Origin of the sequence: Pseudomonas sp. JZ114 (assembly GCF_051027705.1) — a bacterium.
Lineage (GTDB): Bacteria > Pseudomonadota > Gammaproteobacteria > Pseudomonadales > Pseudomonadaceae > Chryseomonas > Chryseomonas luteola.
Genome location: NZ_CP069256.1, coordinates 3,765,082 through 3,785,871 on the forward strand (window position 1 = coordinate 3,765,082; position 20,790 = coordinate 3,785,871).

Consider the following 20,790-nt stretch of genomic DNA (forward strand, 5'->3'; position numbering starts at 1 on the left):
GGTTACAGCTTCTCCAGTGACGGCATCCATACCCTGATTAATGAAAACAGCCGGTTCAGATCGACAGGCTTGGCCAGATAGTCATTGGCCCCGGCACGCAGACAACGCTCCTGGTCGTCCTTCATGGCCTTGGCAGTAATGGCAATAATGGGCAGTTTTTGCAGGTAAGGAATCTTGCGAATTTCCTGCATGGCCTGATAGCCGTCCATCATTGGCATCATGATGTCCATGAGTACAAGATCGATACCTTCGATCGTTTGTACCTTCTCCACCGCCTCAAGACCATTGCGGGCGATTTCGACGATTGCTCCCTTCTGCTCGAGCGCACTGGTCAGGGCGAAGATATTGCGTACGTCGTCATCTACCAACAGGAGCTTACGACCTTCGAATGCCTTGTCGCGGCTGCGGGCAGTCTTGAGCATTTTCTGGCGCTCAGGCGGCATGTCGGCTTCGATCTTGTGCAGGAAGAGTGTGACCTCATCCAGCAGACGCTCGGGCGAACGGGCTCCCTTGATGATGATCGAACGCGAGTACTTCATCAGGTTCGCTTCTTCGTCACGGGTCAGACTGCGCCCGGTATAGACAATGACCGGCGGGAAGGAGCAGATTTCCTCATTGGCCATGCGCTCAAGCAGCTCGTTGCCTTCCATATCGGGCAGCTTGAGGTCGATTACCATGCAGTCATAGATATTGTTGCGCAGCAGCTCAAGCGCTTCTTGGCCAAGCTCTACCGCGGTAATTTCCACATCCGAATCACCGATGAGCTTGGTGATGCTGTCGCGCTGCAGCGCATCGTCTTCGACCAGGAGAATGCGCTTCATCTTCTGCGAAAACTTGGCTTCGAGTCGACTGAAGACAGTCTTGAGTTCATCACGGGTGGTGGGCTTCATGGCATAGCCAACGGCCCCCATGTGCATAGCTGCCTCGACCCGATCCTCAACCGACACCACATGCACCGGAATATGCCGTGTATGGGGGTTTTCCTTGAGCCGCTCAAGTACGGTAAGGCCTGAATGGTCGGGCAGGCGCATGTCCAACAGGATGGCATCCGGCGTGAACTCGGTTGCGACATCAAAACCTTCATCAGCCCCGTGCGCCACCAGGCAGCTGTACTTCAGCTCATGGGCCAGATCGTAAAGGATACGCGCGAATTGCGGCTCGTCTTCAATCACCAGTACCTTACGATCCGGGAAGGGGAAGCTTTCACGGTCGTCCGGGAACGGTCTCGGGCGGGCCGGGCTTATTTCGTCAGCCGTCACTACTGGCACCGATGACGGCGCGGCAGCAACGGATGCAGCAACCGCGACTGGAGCTGGCGCCTCGTTGGTAGGACGTGGCGCAGGAGCGGCCTGAACACGGGAAGCAGGTGCGTCGGCAATGAGTGGCTGCTCATATTGCAGGGGTAGGCGCAAGGTGAAGGTACTGCCCTGCTGCGGAACGCTCTGTACTTCAATGGAGCCCCCCAGCAGCTTGGCCAGGTCGCGGGAAATGGAAAGTCCCAGACCGGTACCGCCGTAACGACGGGTCGTTGCGCCATCGGCCTGACGGAAGGCTTCAAAGATGACTTCCTGCTGATCTGGCGCAATCCCAATGCCCGAGTCGGTGACCGCGAACGCGACCTGGTTCTGGTCGAGCGTCACCTTGAGCGTAACGCCGCCTCGCTCGGTGAACTTGAATGCATTGGAAAGCAGGTTTTTGAGAATTTGTTCGATACGCTGCCGATCCGAATACACAAAGCCAGGCAGATCGTCGGCAAGATCCACCGTGAAAGACAGCTCACGGCTATCAGCCACGGGATTGAACGAGTTTTTCAGGGTGTCGACAACACGCTTGACGGACACCTGCTCAGGCCTGATTTCCAGCATGCCTGCCTCGACCTTGGAAATGTCGAGGATATCGTTGATCAGGTTGAGCAGGTCATTGCCAGCAGAATAGATGGACTCTGCAAAACGGACCTGCTCGGCAGTAAGGTTCGCATCCGTGTTATCGGCCAACAATTTGGCCAGGATAAGCGAGCTGTTGAGCGGTGTCCGTAGTTCATGGGACATGTTGGCCAGGAATTCGGACTTGTACTGGCTAGCACGCTCAAGCTCGCGAGCCCGCTCTTCCAGTTCAGTCTGCGCTGCGTTGAGCAGGTTGTTGCGCTCGTCGAGCATGTCGCGCTGCTGTTGCAGCTCATGGGTCTGCTCGGAGAGCTGCTCATTGGTCTGCTCAAGCTCGGCCTGCTGCTGCTCGAGGTGCGCCTGAGACTCCTTGAGCGCACGGGACTGCTCTTCGAGTTCTTCGTTGGCTGTGCGGAGTTCTTCCTGCTGTACCTGCAATTCTTCGTTGAGCTGCTGGGTCTCGGCCAACAGCTTTTGCAGACGCTGGCGATACTTGCCGGCTTCGATGGAAGAACCAATCGCTGAGGAGACAAGCTTGAGCAACTCGGTATCCCGCGCCTCCAGACTGCGAGTAAAGCCTAGCTCCACCACGCCATTGACCATACCATCGCTTTCAATCGGTACGATGAGGGCCGCTGCGGCAGTGGTCTCGCCGACGGCCGAGCTGACCTTCAGATAATCACGTGGCAGATCCTTCAGCTCAACGATGCGCGACTCCAGAGCCGCCTGTCCCACCAGGCTTTCACCCAGGGCCAGCGTGCGTCTCGTGGAAAGGTTCTCTTCGCTCAACGCATATTCAGCTACGCGTTCCAGCTTGCGGTTATCGTCCTGGACGATATAGATCGCTCCCGCAGAAGCGCCCAGATAACGGGCCAGGAATTGTAGGATGCTTTGCCCTAGCAAAGGCAGTGTCTGCTGGCCAATTACCTGTTCGGAGAGCTGCATCTGTCCGGCACGGTACCAAGCCTGCCGTTGCATTTGCTCGGTATGATCAAGCTGCTGATCCAGCGCGGTGGTGTAGGTATTGGACAAGCGCGTCAATTCACGGCGCCCCAGGAAGGCCAGCAGGCCGCTCAGCAAGAGGCTGACACTCAGGAACGAGGCCACGATGATAATCGTGGCCTGGCTGGCCGTTGCACTACGCTCGGCCCGTTGTTGCTGTTCCAGGGCAATGAAATCGTTGAAGTCACGGCGAATGGCATCGATCATGTCTTTGCCTTCCCCATCACGCACATGCTTCATGAAGTCGCCGTTCTGTTGGTTCAGCGCAATCATGCGTGCCGCATATTCGCGCCAGGAACGGTGCAGGCTCTCGATCCGTTCAAGCCGCCGGAGCTGAACCTCATTGTCCGAAACCTGAATCTTCAGCTCATCCAGCTGGGCTTGCACGGTAGGCAATGCGCGCTGGTAGGGCTCAAGGAATGTGGGATCATCACTCAACAGATACCCACGCATCCCTGTTTCCAGGTCCACCACCAGCCTGAATATATTGTTACCGCTGCTGATGACCCGGTCGGTATGCTCGATCCATTGGTTGACGGAGAGAAGGTAATAAACGATAGCAACGAAGAACGCTGAGGTAAGAAAGCCGATCCCTAGAGGCAGGGTCAGGTTGCGGCTCAGGATTCGACGAAAGCTTTGCTGATCGACAGGCGACTCACGATTCATGCGTTACTCAATATCAGTCATGAATGAAAAAGCGGCCACCTGCTGCAAGGCAGCCGCAGTACGGCAAGCATGCACGAAAAAACGAAAAGCGAAGCGGCCCGCGTTAAATTAATTCAATCGCGGGCCGAATTATCCATTGCCTGGACTAGCGCCGAGCGATGATCCAGACAGCATGAATAATGCCTGGAATATAGCCCAAAATGGTCAGCAGGATGTTCAACCAGAAAGCGCCTCCGAGACCAACCTGGAGGAAAACGCCTAGGGGCGGAAGGATGATGGCGCAGATGATTCTGATCAGGTCCATTTGCAAGCTCCTCGTAACAGGCCGTCGAAACAGCTATAGGACCTATTGCACGGGAGTCGGTTCCTCGAATGCCAGGCAGAAAAAACCCCGCTGTAGCGGGGCTTTGCAGACTATGGAGGATTTCCGTATCGGGCACCGTCCTGGTGCAGTCCTCTAACTCCCTGTTTTAACTGGGGCGCTTCCTGCGCTGAACTCGATAGCTGAATGATATTCCCTATAAATGTAGGGTTAATAGAGCCAAGTCATGCAACATTCTGTAAGTATTTGCTTACATCAGAATTGCTCAGCCTCCAGCTCATACAACACACCGCTGCCTGCCTTTACCGAAGCCGTCAACGAATGAATGCGAGGTAGCAGTCGGGCAAAGTAGAACCGTGCCGTTGCGAGCTTGCTACTGCACAGCTCGGCATGATCGTTTTGCAATGCGGCTTCAGCCATGCGCGCCCACAGGTAGGCATAGGCGGTATAACCCAACACATGCAGGTACTCCACCGATGCTGCACCTATCTCGTTCGGATTGGTTTTGGCCTCGTTCATGACCCACTCGGTCAGGGCGTCCAGGTTATCCAGCGCTGCTCGCAGCGGTTCGGCAAACTCGGACGACGTGCCATTCAGTATTTCGATATAGGCTCTGATCTCTTCCGAGAAAGGCCGATACAGGCTTCCCGCCGACCCTACGACCTTGCGCCCCATCAGATCCAGCGCCTGGATACCGTTGGTGCCCTCGTATATCTGGGTAATACGAACGTCTCGTACCAGCTGCTCCTGTCCCCATTCACGAATGTACCCATGCCCACCAAAGATCTGCTGGCCATGCACGCAAATCTCGAGCCCCAGATCTGTCAGGAAAGCCTTGGCTACAGGAGTCAATAGCGCCACCATGCCTTCGGCACGTGAGCGCACCTGAGCATCGTTACTGAACTTGGCGATATCGAGCTGCATCGCAACATAGGTGGAAAATGCACGACCGCCCTCGTTCAAGGCCTTCATGGTCAACAGCATGCGACGTACGTCAGGATGAACGATGATAGGGTCAGCCGCCTTTTCAGGCGCAGAAGGGCCGGTTGCCGCGCGGCTTTGCAGGCGCTCACGGGCGTACTCAACGGCACTCTGATAGGAACGCTCCCCTGCTCCCAGCCCTTGAATACCTACACCCAGGCGTTCGTAATTCATCATGGTGAACATGGCAGCCAGCCCTTTATTGAGCTCACCGACCAGATAACCCTTGGCGCCATCAAAGTTCATCACGCAGGTACTGGAGCCATGAATACCCATCTTGTGCTCGATGGAGCCGCACGCCAGGGTATTGCGCTCGCCAAGGCTGCCGTCCTCATTGACTAGGACCTTTGGAACGAGGAAAAGTGAAATGCCTCTGGAGCCGGCAGGTGCGTCCGGAAGCTTCGCGAGCACCAGGTGGATGATGTTTTCCGTCAGGTCATGCTCACCGGCTGTAATAAAGATCTTCGTACCGGTAATGGCATAACTGCCATCCGCCTGCGGTTCGGCACGGGTGCGGATGATGCCCAGGTCTGTGCCGGCATGGGGCTCGGTCAGGCACATGGAGCCTGCCCATACACCGGAATAGAGGTTGGGCAGGTACCGCGCTTTCAGCTCTTCGCTGGCATGGGCATGGATGGCCAGGCAACCGCCCGCTGTGAGCATGGGGTACAGGCCAAAGGATAGATTGGCCGCATGGACCATTTCCTCGACCTGAGCAGAAATCACCTTGGGCATACCCATACCGCCGTACTCGGGATCACCGCCTACGCCTACCCAACCGCCTTCGGCATAGACGGTATACGCCTCCCGGAAGCCTTTTGGCGTAATCACCTTGCCCCCATCCCAACGGCAGCCCTCTTCATCCGCATTACGGTTAAGTGGAGACAGAGTGCGGGCAGCCACCTTGGCCGCTTCTTCCAGAATGGCGTCGGCCGTCTCGGTATCGACCCGTTCCGCCAGCTCAGGTAACTGCTGCCACGCCTCCTGCACCCTGAACACATCGTTGAGCAGGAAACGGATATCACGTAGGGGAGCTTGGTAGTCAGCCATGGGGCAATCCTCCAGCAGAGGCGCAGGGTATCCGGCGCTTTTTTGTGAGTATTCCCTGAGTGTAGCGAACACGCCAAAAGGGCCATAGGTTCATGATGCGACCAGACAGTCAGCTTCGGTCACCCACCCGATCCTTGTTTGAGCCAACGAAAAAGGGACGCTGTTAGCGTCCCTTTTCAAGGCTTTTACAAGCCTGCCTTGGCTTTCAATCGCCACTCGTGAAGCAGCGGCTCGGTGTAACCGTTAGGCTGTTCGCGTCCCTTTAGAACCAAGTCCCGGGCGGCCCGGAAGGCATAGGAAGTTTCGAAGTTGGGCGCCATGGGGCGATACAGGGAGTCACCTGCGTTTTGCTCATCCACGATACGGGCCATCCGCTGCAACGTTTCGATCACCTGTGCCTGATTGGTTACGCCATGGCGCAACCAGTTGGCAATATGCTGGCTGGAGATACGCAGTGTGGCGCGGTCTTCCATCAGGCCGACGTTATGGATATCCGGCACCTTGGAACAGCCGACGCCCTGGTCTACCCAGCGCACGACATAACCCAGAATGCCCTGGGCGTTGTTGTCCAGTTCCTGCTGAATCTCCTCGGCCGACCAGTTGGCAGACTCGACAACTGGAATGGTCAGCAAATCGTTCAGGATGCTGTCACGGGCGGCATTGACATCGACCTGCTCCAGCTCCTGCTGGATCGCCTGCACATCGACCTGATGGTAGTGCAGCGCATGCAGGGTCGCAGCCGTAGGCGATGGCACCCAGGCGGTATTGGCGCCAGCTTTGGGATGACCAATCTTTTGCTCCAGCATGGCGGCCATGAGGTCAGGCATGGCCCACATGCCCTTACCGATTTGGGCGCGGCCACGCAGCCCGCAGGACAAACCAACCAAGACGTTGTTGCGCTCGTAGGCGGCGATCCACTTGCTTCCTTTCATGTCGCCCTTGCGCAACATCGCGCCCGCTTCCATGCTGGTGTGCATCTCGTCACCGGTGCGATCCAGGAAACCGGTATTGATAAAGGCCACGCGGGAAGCCGCCTCGGCAATACAGACCTTGAGGTTGACGCTGGTACGGCGCTCCTCATCCATGATACCCATCTTGATCGTGTCGGCAGGCAGTCCCAGCATGGACTCGACCCGTCCAAACAATTCAGCCGCAAAAGCCACTTCCTTTGGTCCGTGCATCTTTGGCTTCACGATATAAATGGAGCCGGTACGGGAATTGCCACGGCGCGCCAGATCATGCAGGGCGATGGTCACGGTCATCACCGCATCCATGATGCCTTCAGGAATCTCCTGACCATCGGCATACAGAATGGCCGGGTTGGTCATCAGGTGGCCGACGTTACGTACGAACAGAAGCGAGCGGCCATGCAGCGACAGGCTCTCACCATTGGCCGCCGTATACTCACGGTCCGGGTTGAGCGTACGCGTGAAGCGCTTGTCACCCTTGGTCACCTCTTCGGCCAGATCACCTTTCATCAGGCCCAGCCAGTTACGGTAAGCCAGGACCTTGTCCTGTGCATCCACAGCAGTAATTGAGTCCTCCAGATCCATGATGGTGCTGACGGCCGATTCCATCAGGATGTCCTTCACACCAGCACAGTCGGTTTGGCCGATCTGGGAGTGACGATCGATCTGAACTTCAAAATGCAGACCGTTGTGCTTGAGCAGAATGGCCGATGGTTCGGATGCATCGCCCTGATAGCCGACAAAGGCTGACGGATCGGCCAGCTCGCAGGCCCCATTCTTCATGTCTACCACGAGACGGCCGCCGTCGACCCGGTAGCACGTCGCCTCTTTATGGGAGCCTTTGGCCAGCGGAACGGTCCGGTCCAGGAAGTCGCGGGCGTAAGCGATAACCTTGGCTCCGCGAGCGGGGTTGTAGCCCTTGGCTTTCTCGGCGCCTTCGTCTTCTGGAATAGCATCGGTGCCGTAGAGTGCATCGTAAAGCGAGCCCCAGCGCGCATTCGCAGCGTTTAGGGCATAACGCGCATTGAGCACCGGTACAACCAGCTGCGGACCAGCCTGCTGCGCGATTTCAGTATCGACATTGGCTGTGGTCGCCTGGACCTTCTCCGGCTGCGGCAGCAGGTAGCCAATGGACTCCAGAAAGCGGCGGTAGGTCGCCATGTCCTTGATCGGGCCAGGATTGGCACGATGCCAGTCATCCAGCTTTGCCTGGATCTGATCACGCTCGGCCAGCAGTGCCTGGTTACGCGGTGCCAGGTCATGCACCAGAGCATCGAAGCCCTGCCAGAAAGCAGCGCTATCGATTCCCGTACCGGGCAACACTTGCTCCTCGACAAAGCGATGCAAGGAGGTGGCTACCTGTAAGCGATGGCAAGAAGTGCGTTGAGTCATGTCGTAATCCCTGTGTTCTTCTTATCGGTTCAACCCAAAACAGCCGCAGCACCCGCTTTGGCCACCTGTGCATCCTGATCGGCTTTGACGCCTGAAACGCCTACCGCGCCGACGACCTGTCCCTCGACCATGACCGGTACACCACCCTCCAGCATGCCAGCCAACACCGGCGCGGACAGAAAGGCAGTGCGTCCGCCGTTGATCATGTCTTCAAACCCTTTGGACTCACGGCGCCCTAGGGCTGCGGTCCGGGCTTTTTCCGTAGAGATGTAGCCGCTGGTTGGCGCGGCATTGTCGAGCCTGAGCAGCGCCAGCGGATGTCCGCCATCGTCCACTACCGCAATGGAGACGGCCCACTGGTTGCGCTCGGCCTCGGCGCGTGCGGCCTCCAGGATGCGATTCACTTCAGTGACGGTCAGGACGGCTTTGCTTTGCATGCAGATTCTCCACGTGAGGATGGTAGGGTTCGGAATTCAGAGCGGCATCGACAATCTCGATCCAATGTCGGACCGGTGTACGACTAACACCGCCCAGATGGGTCTGGCAACCGATATTGGCGGTAACGATCAGATCGGGCTGCCCACTCTCGAGCGCGGCGAGCTTGTTGTCTCGCAGCTGACGAGACAGCTCCGGCTGAGTGAGCGAATAGGTGCCGGCAGAGCCGCAGCACAGATGGGCGTCTGGCACCGTCGCCAGCGTATAGCCCAGACGCTGCAAGACCTCTTCTACAGCGCCGCCCAGCTTCTGGGCATGTTGCAGGGTACAGGGGCAATGAAAGGCCAACCGGTGATCCGCACTCACCACCAGCCGCTCCAGCGGCTCGGCACGAACCACCTCGACGATATCCTTTGCCAGCTCGGATACCCGGCGGGCCTTGGCGGCATAGGCGGGATCATCCTTCAGCAGATGACCGTAATCCTTGACGAATGCGCCGCAACCGCTGGCCGTCTGCACGATTGCCTCTGCGCCTGCTTCCACGGCAGGCCACCAGGCATCGATATTGCGGCGGGCACGGTCAAGGCCGTCATGCTGGGCATTAAGGTGAAACTCAACGGCGCCGCAGCATCCTGCTCGCGGCGCATCGACCACGCTAATCCCCAAGCGATCCAGCACCCGCGCCGTTGCAGCGTTGGTGTTGGGCGATAGTCCTGGTTGAACACAGCCCTCCAGCATCAACACGTGTCGCTCATGACGTACCGCCGGACGCTCTCCCGCGGGAAGCGGATCGGCAGGAAGCTTGCTCTTTAGCGCATCCGGTAAGAGTGGGCGCAGTGTTTGCCCTACACCCGCCAGCGTCTTGAATAACGCAGGACGCGGTAGCACGGCGCGCAAGCCGGCCCGCAGGAGGCGCTCACTCATGGGGCGAGGCACGCGGCGCTCCAGCTCGGCACGACCGATATCCAGCAGATTGTGGTAAGTCACGCCGGACGGACAGGTCGTCTCACAGTTGCGACAGGTCAGGCAGCGGTCCAGGTGCAGTTGTGTTTTCGTTGTTACGGGTCCGCCTTCCAGCATCTGCTTGATCAGGTAGATACGCCCGCGAGGGCCATCCAGCTCATCGCCCAACAGTTGATAGGTCGGGCAGGTCGCGTTGCAGAAGCCGCAGTGTACGCAGCTACGCAGTACGCGTTCGGCCTCCGCTGCCTGCGGTAGGCGACGTGCTTCTTCACTTAGTATTGTTTGCATTACAGCTCCGCATACAGTCGACCAGGATTGAACAGCCCATGCGGGTCCATTTGCTGCTTGAGCTGACGCTGATATTTGAGAAGCGCAGGTGCCAGTGGGTGGAATGGCTCGCGCGTGATATCAGGCGTGAAACAGGTGGCATGCCCCCCGACCTGCTCGACAAGAGGCCTGAGCGTGGCGGTATCCATATCGCTTTTCAGCCACCGCTGGGCACCGCCCCAATCCATCAGGACCGAGCCGGGCAGCTCCAATACGGGGATGTGATTGGGTAGCGACAGGCGCCACAGTGGACGTGGATCAGCGAAAAATTCCAGTCGGTGCTCGCGCAGATCCGTCCAGTACGCAACGGACAGGTCTTCACCTCCAATGCGATCCCGAGCGGCCGCGACAGAACCCTCACCGCCCTCCAGACGAATATGTAATGCGCGGCCATCATGGCAGGCCCCTGCCAGCGGAATGGCCTGGCGCTCCCACTCGGCCAGCTTGCTTAGCGCGCGCGGGGCATCCAGCTCTAACCTTAGACGGGTACACGTCCGCGGCTTGGGCAGAACCTTGAGAGACACCTCGGTGATCAGCCCCAGACAACCAAAACTCCCGGCCAGCAGACGAGACAGGTCATAGCCCGCCACGTTCTTCATGACTTCACCGCCAAAGCGCAGGTGCTTGCCCTCGCCTGTGATGACCCGGGTCCCCAGAACGAAATCCCGTACCGAGCCTACCCAAGGCCGACGCGGGCCGGAAAAGCCCGTCGCAATCATGCCGCCTACCGTCGCGCCCGGTCCGAAATGCGGCGGCTCGCAGGGCAGCATCTGGCCGTTGGCTTCCAGCGCAGCCTCCAACTCAGCCAGTGGAGTGCCCGCCCGTACCGTTACTACAAGCTCAGTGGGATCATAGGTAACGATGCCTCGGTGGGCGCGCACATCGATTTCCATACCGTCTACCGGTCGGCCCAGGTGACGCTTGCTGTCGCCGCCCCGGATGCGCAGCGGCTGACGTTGTTCAATAGCCTGCAGCACTTCGTCCTGAAGCGTCTGAGAAGCATCATGGGAAGCAGTCATGGCGTCCATCAGAAGCGCTCCAGTTCAGGAAAAGGCAGCTTGCCGTGATGTACATGCATGCCGCCAAACTCAGCGCAGCGGTGCAGCGTCGGCACGTTCTTGCCCGGGTTGAGCAATCCCTTCTCATCAAAGGCTTTCTTGACGGCGTGAAATAACGTCAATTCATCAGGCTTGAACTGCGTACACATGGAGTTGATCTTTTCTCGCCCTACGCCGTGCTCACCGGTGATGCTGCCACCTACCTCCACACACAGGTCGAGGATCTTGCCGCCCAGCTCTTCTGCGCGCTCAAGTTCGCCCGGCTGATTGGCATCAAACAGGATCAGCGGATGCATGTTGCCGTCCCCGGCATGGAAGACATTGGCAACCCGCAGGCCGTAGTGCTCGGACAGATCCGCAATTCCCTTGAGAACGCCCGGCAATGCACGGCGGGGAATGGTGCCGTCCATGCAGTAGTAATCGGGAGAAATCCGGCCTACTGCCGGGAATGCGTTTTTGCGGCCTGCCCAGAATTTCTGCCGCTCGGCCTCGTCCCGGGCCAGCCGAATCTCGGTGGCTCCGGCCCGCGCCAGGACATCACGAACGCAATCGCAGTCAGCATGAACGTCAGACTCCACCCCATCCAGCTCACACAGGAGGATAGCCTCGGCGTCCACCGGATAGCCTGCATGGATGAAATCTTCCGCCGCCCGAATGGAGAGGTTATCCATCATTTCCAGACCGCCAGGAATGATGCCTGCAGCGATAATATCGCCGACTGCTCGACCGGCTTTTTCAATACTGTCGAAGCTGGCCATCAACACCTTGGCCGTTTGTGGCTTGGGCAGAAGCTTGACGGTCACCTCCACCACCACGCCTAGAAGCCCCTCCGAACCCGTGAACAAGGCCAGCAGATCAAACCCGGGCGTGTCCAGCGCCTCACTACCCAGGGTCAGACGCTCTCCCTCAATGGTCACAATGTCGACCTTCAGGATGTTATGCACCGTAAGTCCATACTTCAGGCAGTGCACGCCCCCTGCGTTCTCAGCCACATTGCCGCCAATGGAACAGGCGATCTGGGAGGACGGGTCCGGGGCGTAATACAGCCCGTAAGGATTGGCTGCCTGGGAAATCGCCAGGTTACGCACGCCGGGCTGAACCCGTGCACGGCGCGCATCCGGGTCAACTTCAAGGATCCGATTGAATTTCGCCATGACCAGCAGCACGCCCTGCTCCAGCGGCAGAGCACCACCGGAAAGCCCCGTCCCTGCTCCCCGCGCAACGACTGGGACGTTACGCTCATGGCAGAGCCGCATTAAGGTCTGCACCTGCTCAATGGTATTCGGGAGCACGACGGCCATGGGCGTCGTGCGGTATGCCGACAAGCCATCACACTCGTAGGGTTTCAGGTCTTCGCGTGCGTGGAGGAGCTGAACGCCGGGCAACGCGGCCTCCAATGCCTTAATCAGACTAGCCTTGTCGACCTTGGGCAGTACGCCATCGACGCGTTCGTCATACAGGATATTCATTGCCAGAGTACCGATCTTGTTGTTTTTGTGCCGGAGGGCCTGGGCCTTTCAAGGCTACGTGCTTTTCTTTTACTCCCCGTTTGCCAAGACGTCTATGCCACTAAAAGCTGGTCAGACCAGTTTTTCAATACTCAGTCTTAGCCGAAAGTCTTAGGCCCACAGGCGCCATGCACCTTGACGAAAGACCAGACACTCATGCCCACTAAGTCTTTACCAACTGGTCAGACCAGAGCCATGAGCACTCTTGAAGTCACCAAGCGAAGACAGGTTGCCGATGCTGTAAGCGAGCAAATCGAACGGTTGATCGTCGATGGCGTATTAAAGGTCGGGCAAGCCCTGCCCTCCGAGCGTCGCCTGTGCGACAAGCTGGGGGTTTCGCGGGCGGCCCTGCGTGAAGGACTCGGTGTGCTGAGAGCAAGGGGCATCATTGAAACCAGCCAGGGCCGCGGCTCCTTTGTAGCTCGCCTTAGCGCCTCGAATGACACCAGCCCACTGCTGCACCTGTTTGGCAGTCAACCCCGTACGCTCTTCGATCTGCTCGAAGTGCGCGCCCTGCTCGAAGGAGAAGCCGCCCGGTTGGCAGCCTTGCGCGGTACAGAGGCGGACTTTGTGTTGATTGGCCGACGTTATCAGGCGCTGTGCGAGGCTTGTGAAAACCCGGAAGCGTTGGACGCAGATACCCATGCCCGACTGGACCATGCGTTTCATCTCGCCATCAGCGAGGCGTCACACAATCCCGTCCTGGTGCATACCCTCCAGTCGTTGAATGATCTGCTGCTCGGATCGGTGTTTGCCTGTATCGCCAACCTCTATCACCGCCCGCCGCAACGCAGGCAGATCGACCGCCAGCACACCCGCCTCTATCAGACTGTTACCCAGCGTTTGCCCGATCAGGCCCGTCGCGCGGCGCTCGACCATATCCACAGTATTCGTGACAATCTACGAGAGATCGAACAGGAAGAGCAACGTCTGGTTCGCGCAACAATGCGGCTGGAGGGATGGGTCTAACCATTCGGGCAGGTTTATTGCCCTATAGCCATTATTGCGACACAGTTCACGGTAATGTATGGTCTAGTTCGGCACTCTCCGCGCCCTGTTCTTCAAGGAAAGAAGGCTCAGCAGGATGCTGGACGCAAATGAAAGCCATATCACCCTTTCGCTCGAAGGCCTGTCGACAGACCTGCAGGTCCTGAGCTTTGAAGGTCACGAAGCCCTCAATCTGACGTATCGTTTCGATATCGAGCTTGTCAGCGAACAGCCTGATCTCGATCTGGAAAGCCTGCTGCACAAGCCGGCCTACCTTGCTTTTGGCCCTAGCGGCTGCGGTGTTCACGGGCTGGTCTACCGCGCCGCTCAAGGCGACTCAGGCAAGCGCCTGACGCGCTACCGTGTCAGCCTTGTGCCTCAACTGGCCTACCTGGCGCACCGCGTTAATCAGCGCATTTTCCAGCAGCTTACCGTCCCCAAGATCATCGAAGCGATCCTCAAGGAACACGGCTTGTTTGAAGGAGCCTACCGCTTCCAGCTCGGCAAGACGGTCTATCCACCGAGGGACTACTGTGTTCAATACGATGAGAGCGACCTACATTTCATCCAGCGTCTCTGTGAAGAAGAAGGCCTGAGTTACCACTTTCAACACAGCGGCAGCGGTCATGTGCTCGTTTTTGGAGACGATCAGACGGTCTTCCCCAAGCTCTCATCTGTGCCTTATCAGCAAGACTCCGGCTTAACGGCTCAACATGAAGTCGTTCGCCGTTTCGGTGTGCGCCTGGCGACGCGAACCAGTCGGGTTACACGCCGCGATTACAACTTCGAGAAGCCACGCCTGTTGATGGAGGCAGCCTACCAGGGTCCGTCCTCCCCTGATCTGGAGGACTATGACTATCCGGGCAGCTTTACCGATCGTACCCGGGGCAAACACCTTGCCCAACGCGCATTGGAGCGCCATCAGGCTGATTCACAACTCGCAGAGGGACAAAGCGACGCGGGCTTGGTCAGCGGATACTTTCTCCCGTTGAGCAACCACCCACGCACGTCCTGGAATGCCCTCTGGCTTATCCAGGAAGTCTTCCATGAAGGAAGACAGCCTCAGGTGTTGGAAGAGTCCGTCACCAGTGACGTCTCCAAAGAAGATGGTTTCACTCAGGGCTACCGCAACCGCTTTACCGCTACCCCATGGGACGTCCCCTACCGCCCGGCTCTTGAGCACCCAAAGCCTGCTGTTTTGGGAAGTCAAACGGCAGTCGTGACAGGTCCCCAAGGCGAAGAAATCCATTGCGATGAGTATGGCCGTGTAAAAGTCCAGTTTCATTGGGATCGCGAAGGCCAAGCTAACGAGCAGACCAGTTGCTGGCTCCGTGTAGCCAGTAACTGGGCCGGTGACCGCTACGGTGGCATCGCCATTCCCCGTATCGGAATGGAAGTACTGGTCACCTTCCTGGAGGCTGACCCCGACCAGCCCTTGATCACCGGCTGCCTGTATCACAAGGAGAACGTAGTCCCATACGACCTGCCCGCCAACAAGACGCGTACCGTCTTCAAGACCTTGAGCACTCCAGGCGGTGGCGGCTATAACGAGCTGCGCATCGAAGACAAGAAAGGTCAGGAACAGATTTATATCCATGCCCAGCGGGACTGGGACGAGAACATCGAGCACGACCAAAAGATCCGCGTCGGCCATGAGCGGCATGACCGCATCGAGGCAAACAGCTACACGGAATTCAAAGCCGAAGAGCACCACACAACAGACCTGGACCGTAAAACCGAGATCAAGGCCAATGACCACCTTACAGTGGGCCAGAATCAGCACATCAAGCTGGGTAACGGGCAATACATCGAGACTGGTAATGAGATCCACCTGTATGCCGGAAGCAAGGTCGTTATCGAAGCCGGGCTTGAACTCACCGCCAAGGCAGGCGGCGCCTTCATCAAGCTCGACCCCAGTGGCGTTACGTTGATGGGGGCAGCGGTAAACATCAACTCAGGCGGAAGCCCTGGTGTTGGCTCCGGCATTCAGATCCTGGGGCCGCTTGTTCCATGGGCAGCGGATAGTGATAAAGCGGGAAAACTACCCAAGCTAGCACTAGCCAATGTACAGCTGCAAATGGCTATAAGGGCCCGGCAGTTAGGTGCAAGCCGTTGCCCAATATGCGAGGCATGTCGTGAAGGTGTGTGTGATATAGGACATTCAGCAAGATGAGCCCTGTCTACTCATGGATCCAAACCCAAACAAATAAGCAGCGATCGCTTTATTTAATTATTGACTCATTAGCCGAACCTAACCCTATACCGGAGCTATTCGGCTCAGGGGCCATCAAGGAATACGCCAATCTTTACCAGGGCACGTCTTATGAAGAGCTTTCTGCCATCGCACCTTGGCTAATCAGAATTGAAGACATGGGCAACGTAGCTATTCAACGTCTAATTCAACATCCAGAAAGGGACTGGGGTTGGTTAGCCTGTACAGAATTTCATGAATTCTCTGCTATAAAAAAACACTTACAGGACAGGATAGAAATACATGAAGATGAGCAAATATCCCTTTACCGTTTTCAAGACCCCCGCGTAATAGCTAGAAGCCTCGCCTATTTGAAACGTGAACAAGCTCCTTATCTTCTAGGACCCTTTGAAAGTGTTTTATATTGGCACGCGGAAAAATGGAAAGAATATAACAATCCAACCCCTAGCCTCTCTCAGTTACCAGAGCCGCCTTTCCCTTGGCTCTACTCAGAACCAGACGAGATAAAGCAAGAAATTAAAATCTTAAACTTGGAACAGTGGCTATGGGAAAACCAACCAGCCGAAACAACTGAGCTGGCCAAGCAATTACATATACGCACGTGGCTGAAAGATTGTTTAGCTAAAGCTGGAATTTACCAATGGAAAGATGCATATCAGGTATTTTTTCTGCTTATGCAGAACAGACTAAAGCAACTCAATCACCCAGCATGGGAGCCCCTACCAGACGAGCCTCCCTTAGCACATTTTAATCGCTGCCAGAGTCTCTTTAGGCCTCAGGAAAAATGAAAAAAATTATCATATATTCATTCCTAGCGGCCCTTACAGCTTGCTCTTGGGTCGGAAACTCCATAAAGGAAGGCGCCATCAAAGGTGCCAGTTACCCCAGCAGTGCACTTTTTTATTTAAAAGGAAAAATCCCAGAAGATTACTCATTCAAAACTACCGCCTACTACCAACAGAGTGAACCAGCCGCATGCACATTCTATAGTGTAGGGATGGGTAGTTATGTTCCTCGCTCTCATATTGATCAGCATAAAGTCGAATACAAGGATAAACCCCAAGATTTTATCCATCAGATACCGCTGGCATATCACGAGGCCGGGTGCGAAATGAAGTTAGTCAATGTGGATCTAACTGTATTTGCTAAATATGGTTCTAAAGACGGGGAATTTGGCCGTGATGGAGGCCGAATAGGCGTTTATACAAGTTTGCCTGAAACCGTGGTTCACTTTCCCAACAGCAAAGAACTGAATTTAAAGGGAAAATGTATGTGGTTATTTCGACTAATGGGCAAAAATGATGTATTCGCCAAAGTTCTTACATGCCATGGAGCTGACGAAAACTGGCAAGTGCCTGACGACTATGATAAGCGCGGCGGAGTAGGCATCTCGCTAAGACGCGATGAGCTCGACGGAAAAACCATTAATGTTGAGTTCCAAAACTCTAAAGAAGAACGCCCTTACTTCCGGGGTACTTGGTTAAGAACAGAGTCTGGTTGGAAGCCTTGCATTAGAACATCAAAATACGCTCAATGCCAAACCCCGCCTACATTTAGAAAGTTTCGCATGGATAGCCGGGAGTGCACGGTCTACCCAAACTGCACGGAATAATAACATGGATGAATCATTTGCAAAATTAATTTCCAGCCCGGACCAAAATTGTCCATTAAAAAAGGCTTGGGTTAGTTTCAGATTAGTTGATGAGTTCGGCCAAGGCGAGCCTTATGCAAACTTATCTTACTCCTTAATAGATAGCCAAGGCAGCGAGCACATAGGAACTCTCGACGAGAAAGGATATGCGAGAGTTGACCCCATTTATTGTGGGCCCGCAATTCTTAGATTTTCTGAAAAATATAAAGGAAATATAGACGTTTGGTACGATGATTTAATAAATCGTCAAAGTTTTTCTCTTCCTATTACACAATTACAGGCTGTAGCAGAGCAGACTCAGAGGCGAAACAGCAACCAGTTAAGCCCAAACCCGAAAGTAGCAGCCAAGGAAAATGCTGAATTTTATCGAGTAGAGGTACGTGATTTAGTAGAGGTTAACAGTCATCTCCCGCCTGCCTCTAAAATTTTAGCACCTCGCCCCTCGATTGATCTTGCATCTAACTCAAATCAAAAGGATAGTAAAAAATTCGGCATTGGTCTTGCTCCCAACAAACATCATATATTGGAAATCAAAGCTTTAACAGCTTGGCGACCATTACTTTCTCTAACATCAGATTTTTCAGCACTTGATGCTTACCAACTTTCATTACTTACCACTCTGGCTTATGCAGATTTCGGAGAAAAATACAGTACTGGCCAAGAAACACCGCCAATTTACCCAGTCCCTGGAACTATTGGCTATGTTTTGAACAGTAGATTGGCCCACATAGAAACTGGCGCTTTAAATGAAGAGCCCCGCCGCTTTTCAAACGTCAACCCTTACCACCTTATTCTAGAAGAAGTCCCTTACTCCAAAAGACTGGAAGTAATCCCTTTCAATCCGGAATATTATAAAAAGCAAGACGAACAAAAAAAACCCTGGGAACTTCATAACCTAAATGATATAGACACTAATACCCAAGCATATATCACTCATGACGACCGCATGGTTCTGATTAGTATAAGAGGGACGCAAGAAAACCCGCCTGACTTATTACGCGATATAGATGCGAAGCAAGTTCCCTATAAAGAAGGTGTAGGGCAAGCACATCGAGGGTTTTACGAGGCCTTTCTTGCTGTAAAAAATTTTGTAACGCCCTATTTACGGAACTTTTATACTGAACAAAAGATCGTCGTAAACGGCCATAGCCTAGGTGGAGCCATTGCACTTTTAGTAGCCGAATGGTTACGCCGTGATGCTCAAGGCTATGATGTATTACTGTATACATATGGCGCACCTCGCGCTGGCGATAGAAATTTTGTCGAAGGTGCATCCGAACTAATCCATCATCGGCTTGTTAACCATAACGATCCTATTCCAAGTTTACCTGCAACATGGATGGACACAGACCAGCGAATATTTATCCCTGGAATAGCGGCACTTATTACAGGAGCAACTGGAATAGGCGGTGCAGCATTCTTGGCGGGCATTGTCAATTTAAAAGGTGATAATTACCAGCACCACGGGACACTTCATCACTTTCTACCGCTCCCTATTGGCAGAGGGGAAACCACCTCAGTACTTTGGCAACCGGAATGTTCAGGAATTGAAGAAGCCGCGTGTACTTATTATGCAGCCAACATTAAAAATGACATGCCTGACAGAGCGCTATTCATTGCACAGCTAGCTTCCATGTCACAACACTTTACAGTAGCTGGATATGTTCCGGCTTGTCATGCAACGCTGTTACGCTGGAAAGCTAGCGCTGCGCAGGAAGGTCAAAGCTTGACCAAACGCGAGCAAGAATGGTTAGAAAAGGAAATCTATAGTTATCAAAAAAACTTAGAGTTATGGGAAAAGCAAGCCTGGCAAAAATATGACGCCCTACACCGACACCAAGAAGTTTCCTTAAGTCTACGCAGGCAGCAATTCGAACAGGCTATTAGCTTCGCCGCTGCCGAAAGGAGACGCTTACCCCGTACCTTAGGCCGTATCAGGGAGCTAGCTCAAAAGCCTATTTCGCTTGAAAATGTATACGGATCTCAAATAAACAATCCTATGCTTTTAAGCCTAATAAGCCGATGGCAACAACACGATGAAAACCTACCGTCCAAAACACCTCAACTAGCCTCTATACCTAGAACATATAAACCCAGTTACGTCTAGTTGTCCTACAAAAGGCTTAAGCTAACCGCTTCATAAGTGCGGTTAGCGGCCAATTTATTAGAAGACATATCTCTAACATCAAAAACATCAAAAACATCAAAACACCAACTTAATGTAAAACTTAAAGATCAAAAATCAGGCAATTTAAATATTTCTAACCGACAAACGATAAAATAATTTGCATCTAAATACTTACATGAAATTAGCTATAGGCGAAATTACAACCAACCATCTACATCAAAATTTACTTCTCTCATAGCTTAAATAAAAATTTGATAGATTCATAATCCTTATGCTCCTCTCGATCATTCGAGCAGCCTACCAATACGCCATGTGAGGTCTGCTACTAAAAATACGCTCCTAAAAGTCACATGAATACCGCATCTAATTGTAGATGAAATGGAGTCAGGACCGTACTAAATAGCATTAGCCAAAAGATATGGAAGCCCAACTAAGCTTTGCGGAGCCGTAGCAAATGCAAGCTCGACAAATTTTCTTGACCTCACCATATTACGGAAATATGAGAAATTATTACTTAGAAGATGTCGAATTCTTAAAAATCACCAAGCCGCAAGCGGATACGCCTGAAGAAGCCGAGTCAGTTGCAACTATGCTAATAGCTCGAAATGAGTTTATGGCCTGGATTCTTAATTATACAGCTGGACAGCCAATACAGCAGATCGAAGACTCTTTCGAAAAAGTAATTTCTGCCTACGAGAACTATCAACTAGCTCTCGGGCGTTATGAAAATGAACCCAGGATGTCGCCTCTAGGTCTTGACCAGCTTGAAGATTATGAAGACTGCCTCCAACTGATCGGAATAGCTGTATTACTTAATCGCAAGGATCTCCTAGAGCGTATTACTAAAATTGTTGATCCAGGATATGCAGCTGAAGATACGCTTTATGAAGAGCTTGTAGGAGGTGTACTACCCAATCGTGCAGAAATTGATGAATGGTACCATGATAAGCCTTACACTACCTTGATACATGCAATGTATGCCGAAACTAAAGATGAGGCCTCAAAACTTCTAAATCAGTATTGTAAAGAATGGTATCCGTCATTCAAACGTACAACGTGGCATGATACCCATCTTAGTATGACCTCAACCGAAGGTGCATATTTTGGTTACTGGGCTTTCGAAGCCGGCGCTGTGGCCTATCTTTATGGCATAGATGACAGCCAAATCAGCCACATGGTATATCCCAAAGACCTAGTCGCTTATGCTCGGAACCAAAAAAGAGCTGAATGAACCACAACTAAAGGCTCATACAGGAG

The 20,790-nt window shown here is 54.2% G+C and carries 14 protein-coding genes; 6 read left to right on the plus strand and 8 right to left on the minus strand.

Features of this window, described 5'->3' with window-relative positions:
* Positions 1–2 precede the first annotated feature (2 nt).
* From JQR90_RS17710 to glcD, 8 genes are all read right to left on the minus strand, one after another.
* Positions 3–3,551: a response regulator gene (locus tag JQR90_RS17710; RefSeq protein ID WP_434140184.1), complete on the minus strand. Its 3,549-nt coding sequence runs from the start codon at positions 3,549–3,551 to the stop codon at positions 3–5.
* Positions 3,552–3,696: 145 nt separating this feature from the next.
* Positions 3,697–3,855, minus strand: coding sequence for a YqaE/Pmp3 family membrane protein (locus JQR90_RS17715; protein ID WP_122041471.1), 159 nt, complete (start codon positions 3,853–3,855; stop codon positions 3,697–3,699).
* A gap of 273 nt (positions 3,856–4,128) precedes the next feature.
* Positions 4,129–5,904 carry an acyl-CoA dehydrogenase C-terminal domain-containing protein gene (locus JQR90_RS17720; protein ID WP_434140185.1) on the minus strand — a complete coding sequence of 592 codons (1,776 nt, stop codon included), beginning with the start codon at positions 5,902–5,904 and terminating at the stop codon, positions 4,129–4,131.
* A 185-nt stretch (positions 5,905–6,089) separates the two neighbouring features.
* Positions 6,090–8,264 carry a malate synthase G gene (locus tag JQR90_RS17725; RefSeq protein ID WP_434140186.1) on the minus strand — a complete coding sequence of 725 codons (2,175 nt, stop codon included), beginning with the start codon at positions 8,262–8,264 and terminating at the stop codon, positions 6,090–6,092.
* Positions 8,265–8,293: 29 nt separating this feature from the next.
* Positions 8,294–8,701: a heme-binding protein gene (locus JQR90_RS17730; protein ID WP_010795999.1), complete on the minus strand. Its 408-nt coding sequence runs from the start codon at positions 8,699–8,701 to the stop codon at positions 8,294–8,296.
* The gene (glcF, locus tag JQR90_RS17735; RefSeq protein ID WP_010796000.1) at positions 8,670–9,950 is read right to left on the minus strand and encodes a glycolate oxidase subunit GlcF; all 1,281 of its coding nucleotides are present in this window, start codon (positions 9,948–9,950) and stop codon (positions 8,670–8,672) included. The genes JQR90_RS17730 and glcF overlap by 32 nt, the downstream gene beginning before the upstream one ends.
* On the minus strand, positions 9,950–11,008 hold the full coding sequence (gene glcE / locus JQR90_RS17740) for a glycolate oxidase subunit GlcE (protein WP_434140789.1): 1,059 nt from the start codon (positions 11,006–11,008) through the stop codon (positions 9,950–9,952). The genes glcF and glcE overlap by 1 nt, the downstream gene beginning before the upstream one ends.
* Positions 11,009–11,016: 8 nt before the next feature.
* A complete protein-coding gene (gene glcD, locus JQR90_RS17745) occupies positions 11,017–12,516 on the minus strand; it encodes a glycolate oxidase subunit GlcD (RefSeq protein ID WP_010796002.1) in 1,500 nt (499 codons plus the stop codon).
* 234 nt (positions 12,517–12,750) lie between these two features.
* On the opposite strand from glcD, the gene glcC reads away from it, so the two are divergent.
* The 6 genes from glcC (at position 12,751) to JQR90_RS17775 (ending at position 20,764) form a co-directional block, all read left to right on the plus strand.
* Positions 12,751–13,524, plus strand: coding sequence for a transcriptional regulator GlcC (glcC, locus tag JQR90_RS17750; protein WP_010796003.1), 774 nt, complete (start codon positions 12,751–12,753; stop codon positions 13,522–13,524).
* A gap of 115 nt (positions 13,525–13,639) precedes the next feature.
* Positions 13,640–15,715, plus strand: coding sequence for a type VI secretion system tip protein VgrG (locus JQR90_RS17755; RefSeq protein ID WP_434140187.1), 2,076 nt, complete (start codon positions 13,640–13,642; stop codon positions 15,713–15,715).
* Positions 15,712–16,542, plus strand: coding sequence for a DUF4123 domain-containing protein (locus JQR90_RS17760; protein WP_010796005.1), 831 nt, complete (start codon positions 15,712–15,714; stop codon positions 16,540–16,542). The genes JQR90_RS17755 and JQR90_RS17760 overlap by 4 nt, the downstream gene beginning before the upstream one ends.
* Complete coding sequence (locus tag JQR90_RS17765; RefSeq protein WP_010796006.1) at positions 16,539–17,366, plus strand: hypothetical protein; 828 nt, start codon at positions 16,539–16,541, stop codon at positions 17,364–17,366. Before JQR90_RS17760 ends, JQR90_RS17765 begins: the two co-directional genes overlap by 4 nt.
* A 4-nt stretch (positions 17,367–17,370) precedes the next feature.
* Positions 17,371–19,512, plus strand: coding sequence for a lipase family protein (locus JQR90_RS17770; protein ID WP_286790658.1), 2,142 nt, complete (start codon positions 17,371–17,373; stop codon positions 19,510–19,512).
* 475 nt (positions 19,513–19,987) lie between these two features.
* Positions 19,988–20,764, plus strand: coding sequence for a PoNe immunity protein domain-containing protein (locus JQR90_RS17775; protein ID WP_010796009.1), 777 nt, complete (start codon positions 19,988–19,990; stop codon positions 20,762–20,764).
* Positions 20,765–20,790 lie beyond the last annotated feature (26 nt).

What these genes read in the sequence shown, in the direction of transcription:
- JQR90_RS17765 (WP_010796006.1), top strand. Translation starts at nt 16,539, where the DNA reads ATGAAAAAAATTATCATATATTCATTCCTAGCGGCCCTTACAGCTTGC.
- JQR90_RS17760 (WP_010796005.1), top strand. Translation starts at nt 15,712, where the DNA reads ATGAGCCCTGTCTACTCATGGATCCAAACCCAAACAAATAAGCAGCGA.
- glcE (WP_434140789.1), bottom strand. Translation starts at nt 11,008, where the DNA reads ATGACTGCTTCCCATGATGCTTCTCAGACGCTTCAGGACGAAGTGCTG.
- JQR90_RS17720 (WP_434140185.1), bottom strand. Translation starts at nt 5,904, where the DNA reads ATGGCTGACTACCAAGCTCCCCTACGTGATATCCGTTTCCTGCTCAAC.
- JQR90_RS17730 (WP_010795999.1), bottom strand. Translation starts at nt 8,701, where the DNA reads ATGCAAAGCAAAGCCGTCCTGACCGTCACTGAAGTGAATCGCATCCTG.
- glcC (WP_010796003.1), top strand. Translation starts at nt 12,751, where the DNA reads ATGAGCACTCTTGAAGTCACCAAGCGAAGACAGGTTGCCGATGCTGTA.
- glcD (WP_010796002.1), bottom strand. Translation starts at nt 12,516, where the DNA reads ATGAATATCCTGTATGACGAACGCGTCGATGGCGTACTGCCCAAGGTC.
- JQR90_RS17715 (WP_122041471.1), bottom strand. Translation starts at nt 3,855, where the DNA reads ATGGACCTGATCAGAATCATCTGCGCCATCATCCTTCCGCCCCTAGGC.
- JQR90_RS17725 (WP_434140186.1), bottom strand. Translation starts at nt 8,264, where the DNA reads ATGACTCAACGCACTTCTTGCCATCGCTTACAGGTAGCCACCTCCTTG.
- JQR90_RS17770 (WP_286790658.1), top strand. Translation starts at nt 17,371, where the DNA reads ATGGATGAATCATTTGCAAAATTAATTTCCAGCCCGGACCAAAATTGT.
- JQR90_RS17710 (WP_434140184.1), bottom strand. Translation starts at nt 3,551, where the DNA reads ATGAATCGTGAGTCGCCTGTCGATCAGCAAAGCTTTCGTCGAATCCTG.
- glcF (WP_010796000.1), bottom strand. Translation starts at nt 9,950, where the DNA reads ATGCAAACAATACTAAGTGAAGAAGCACGTCGCCTACCGCAGGCAGCG.
- JQR90_RS17755 (WP_434140187.1), top strand. Translation starts at nt 13,640, where the DNA reads ATGCTGGACGCAAATGAAAGCCATATCACCCTTTCGCTCGAAGGCCTG.
- JQR90_RS17775 (WP_010796009.1), top strand. Translation starts at nt 19,988, where the DNA reads ATGCAAGCTCGACAAATTTTCTTGACCTCACCATATTACGGAAATATG.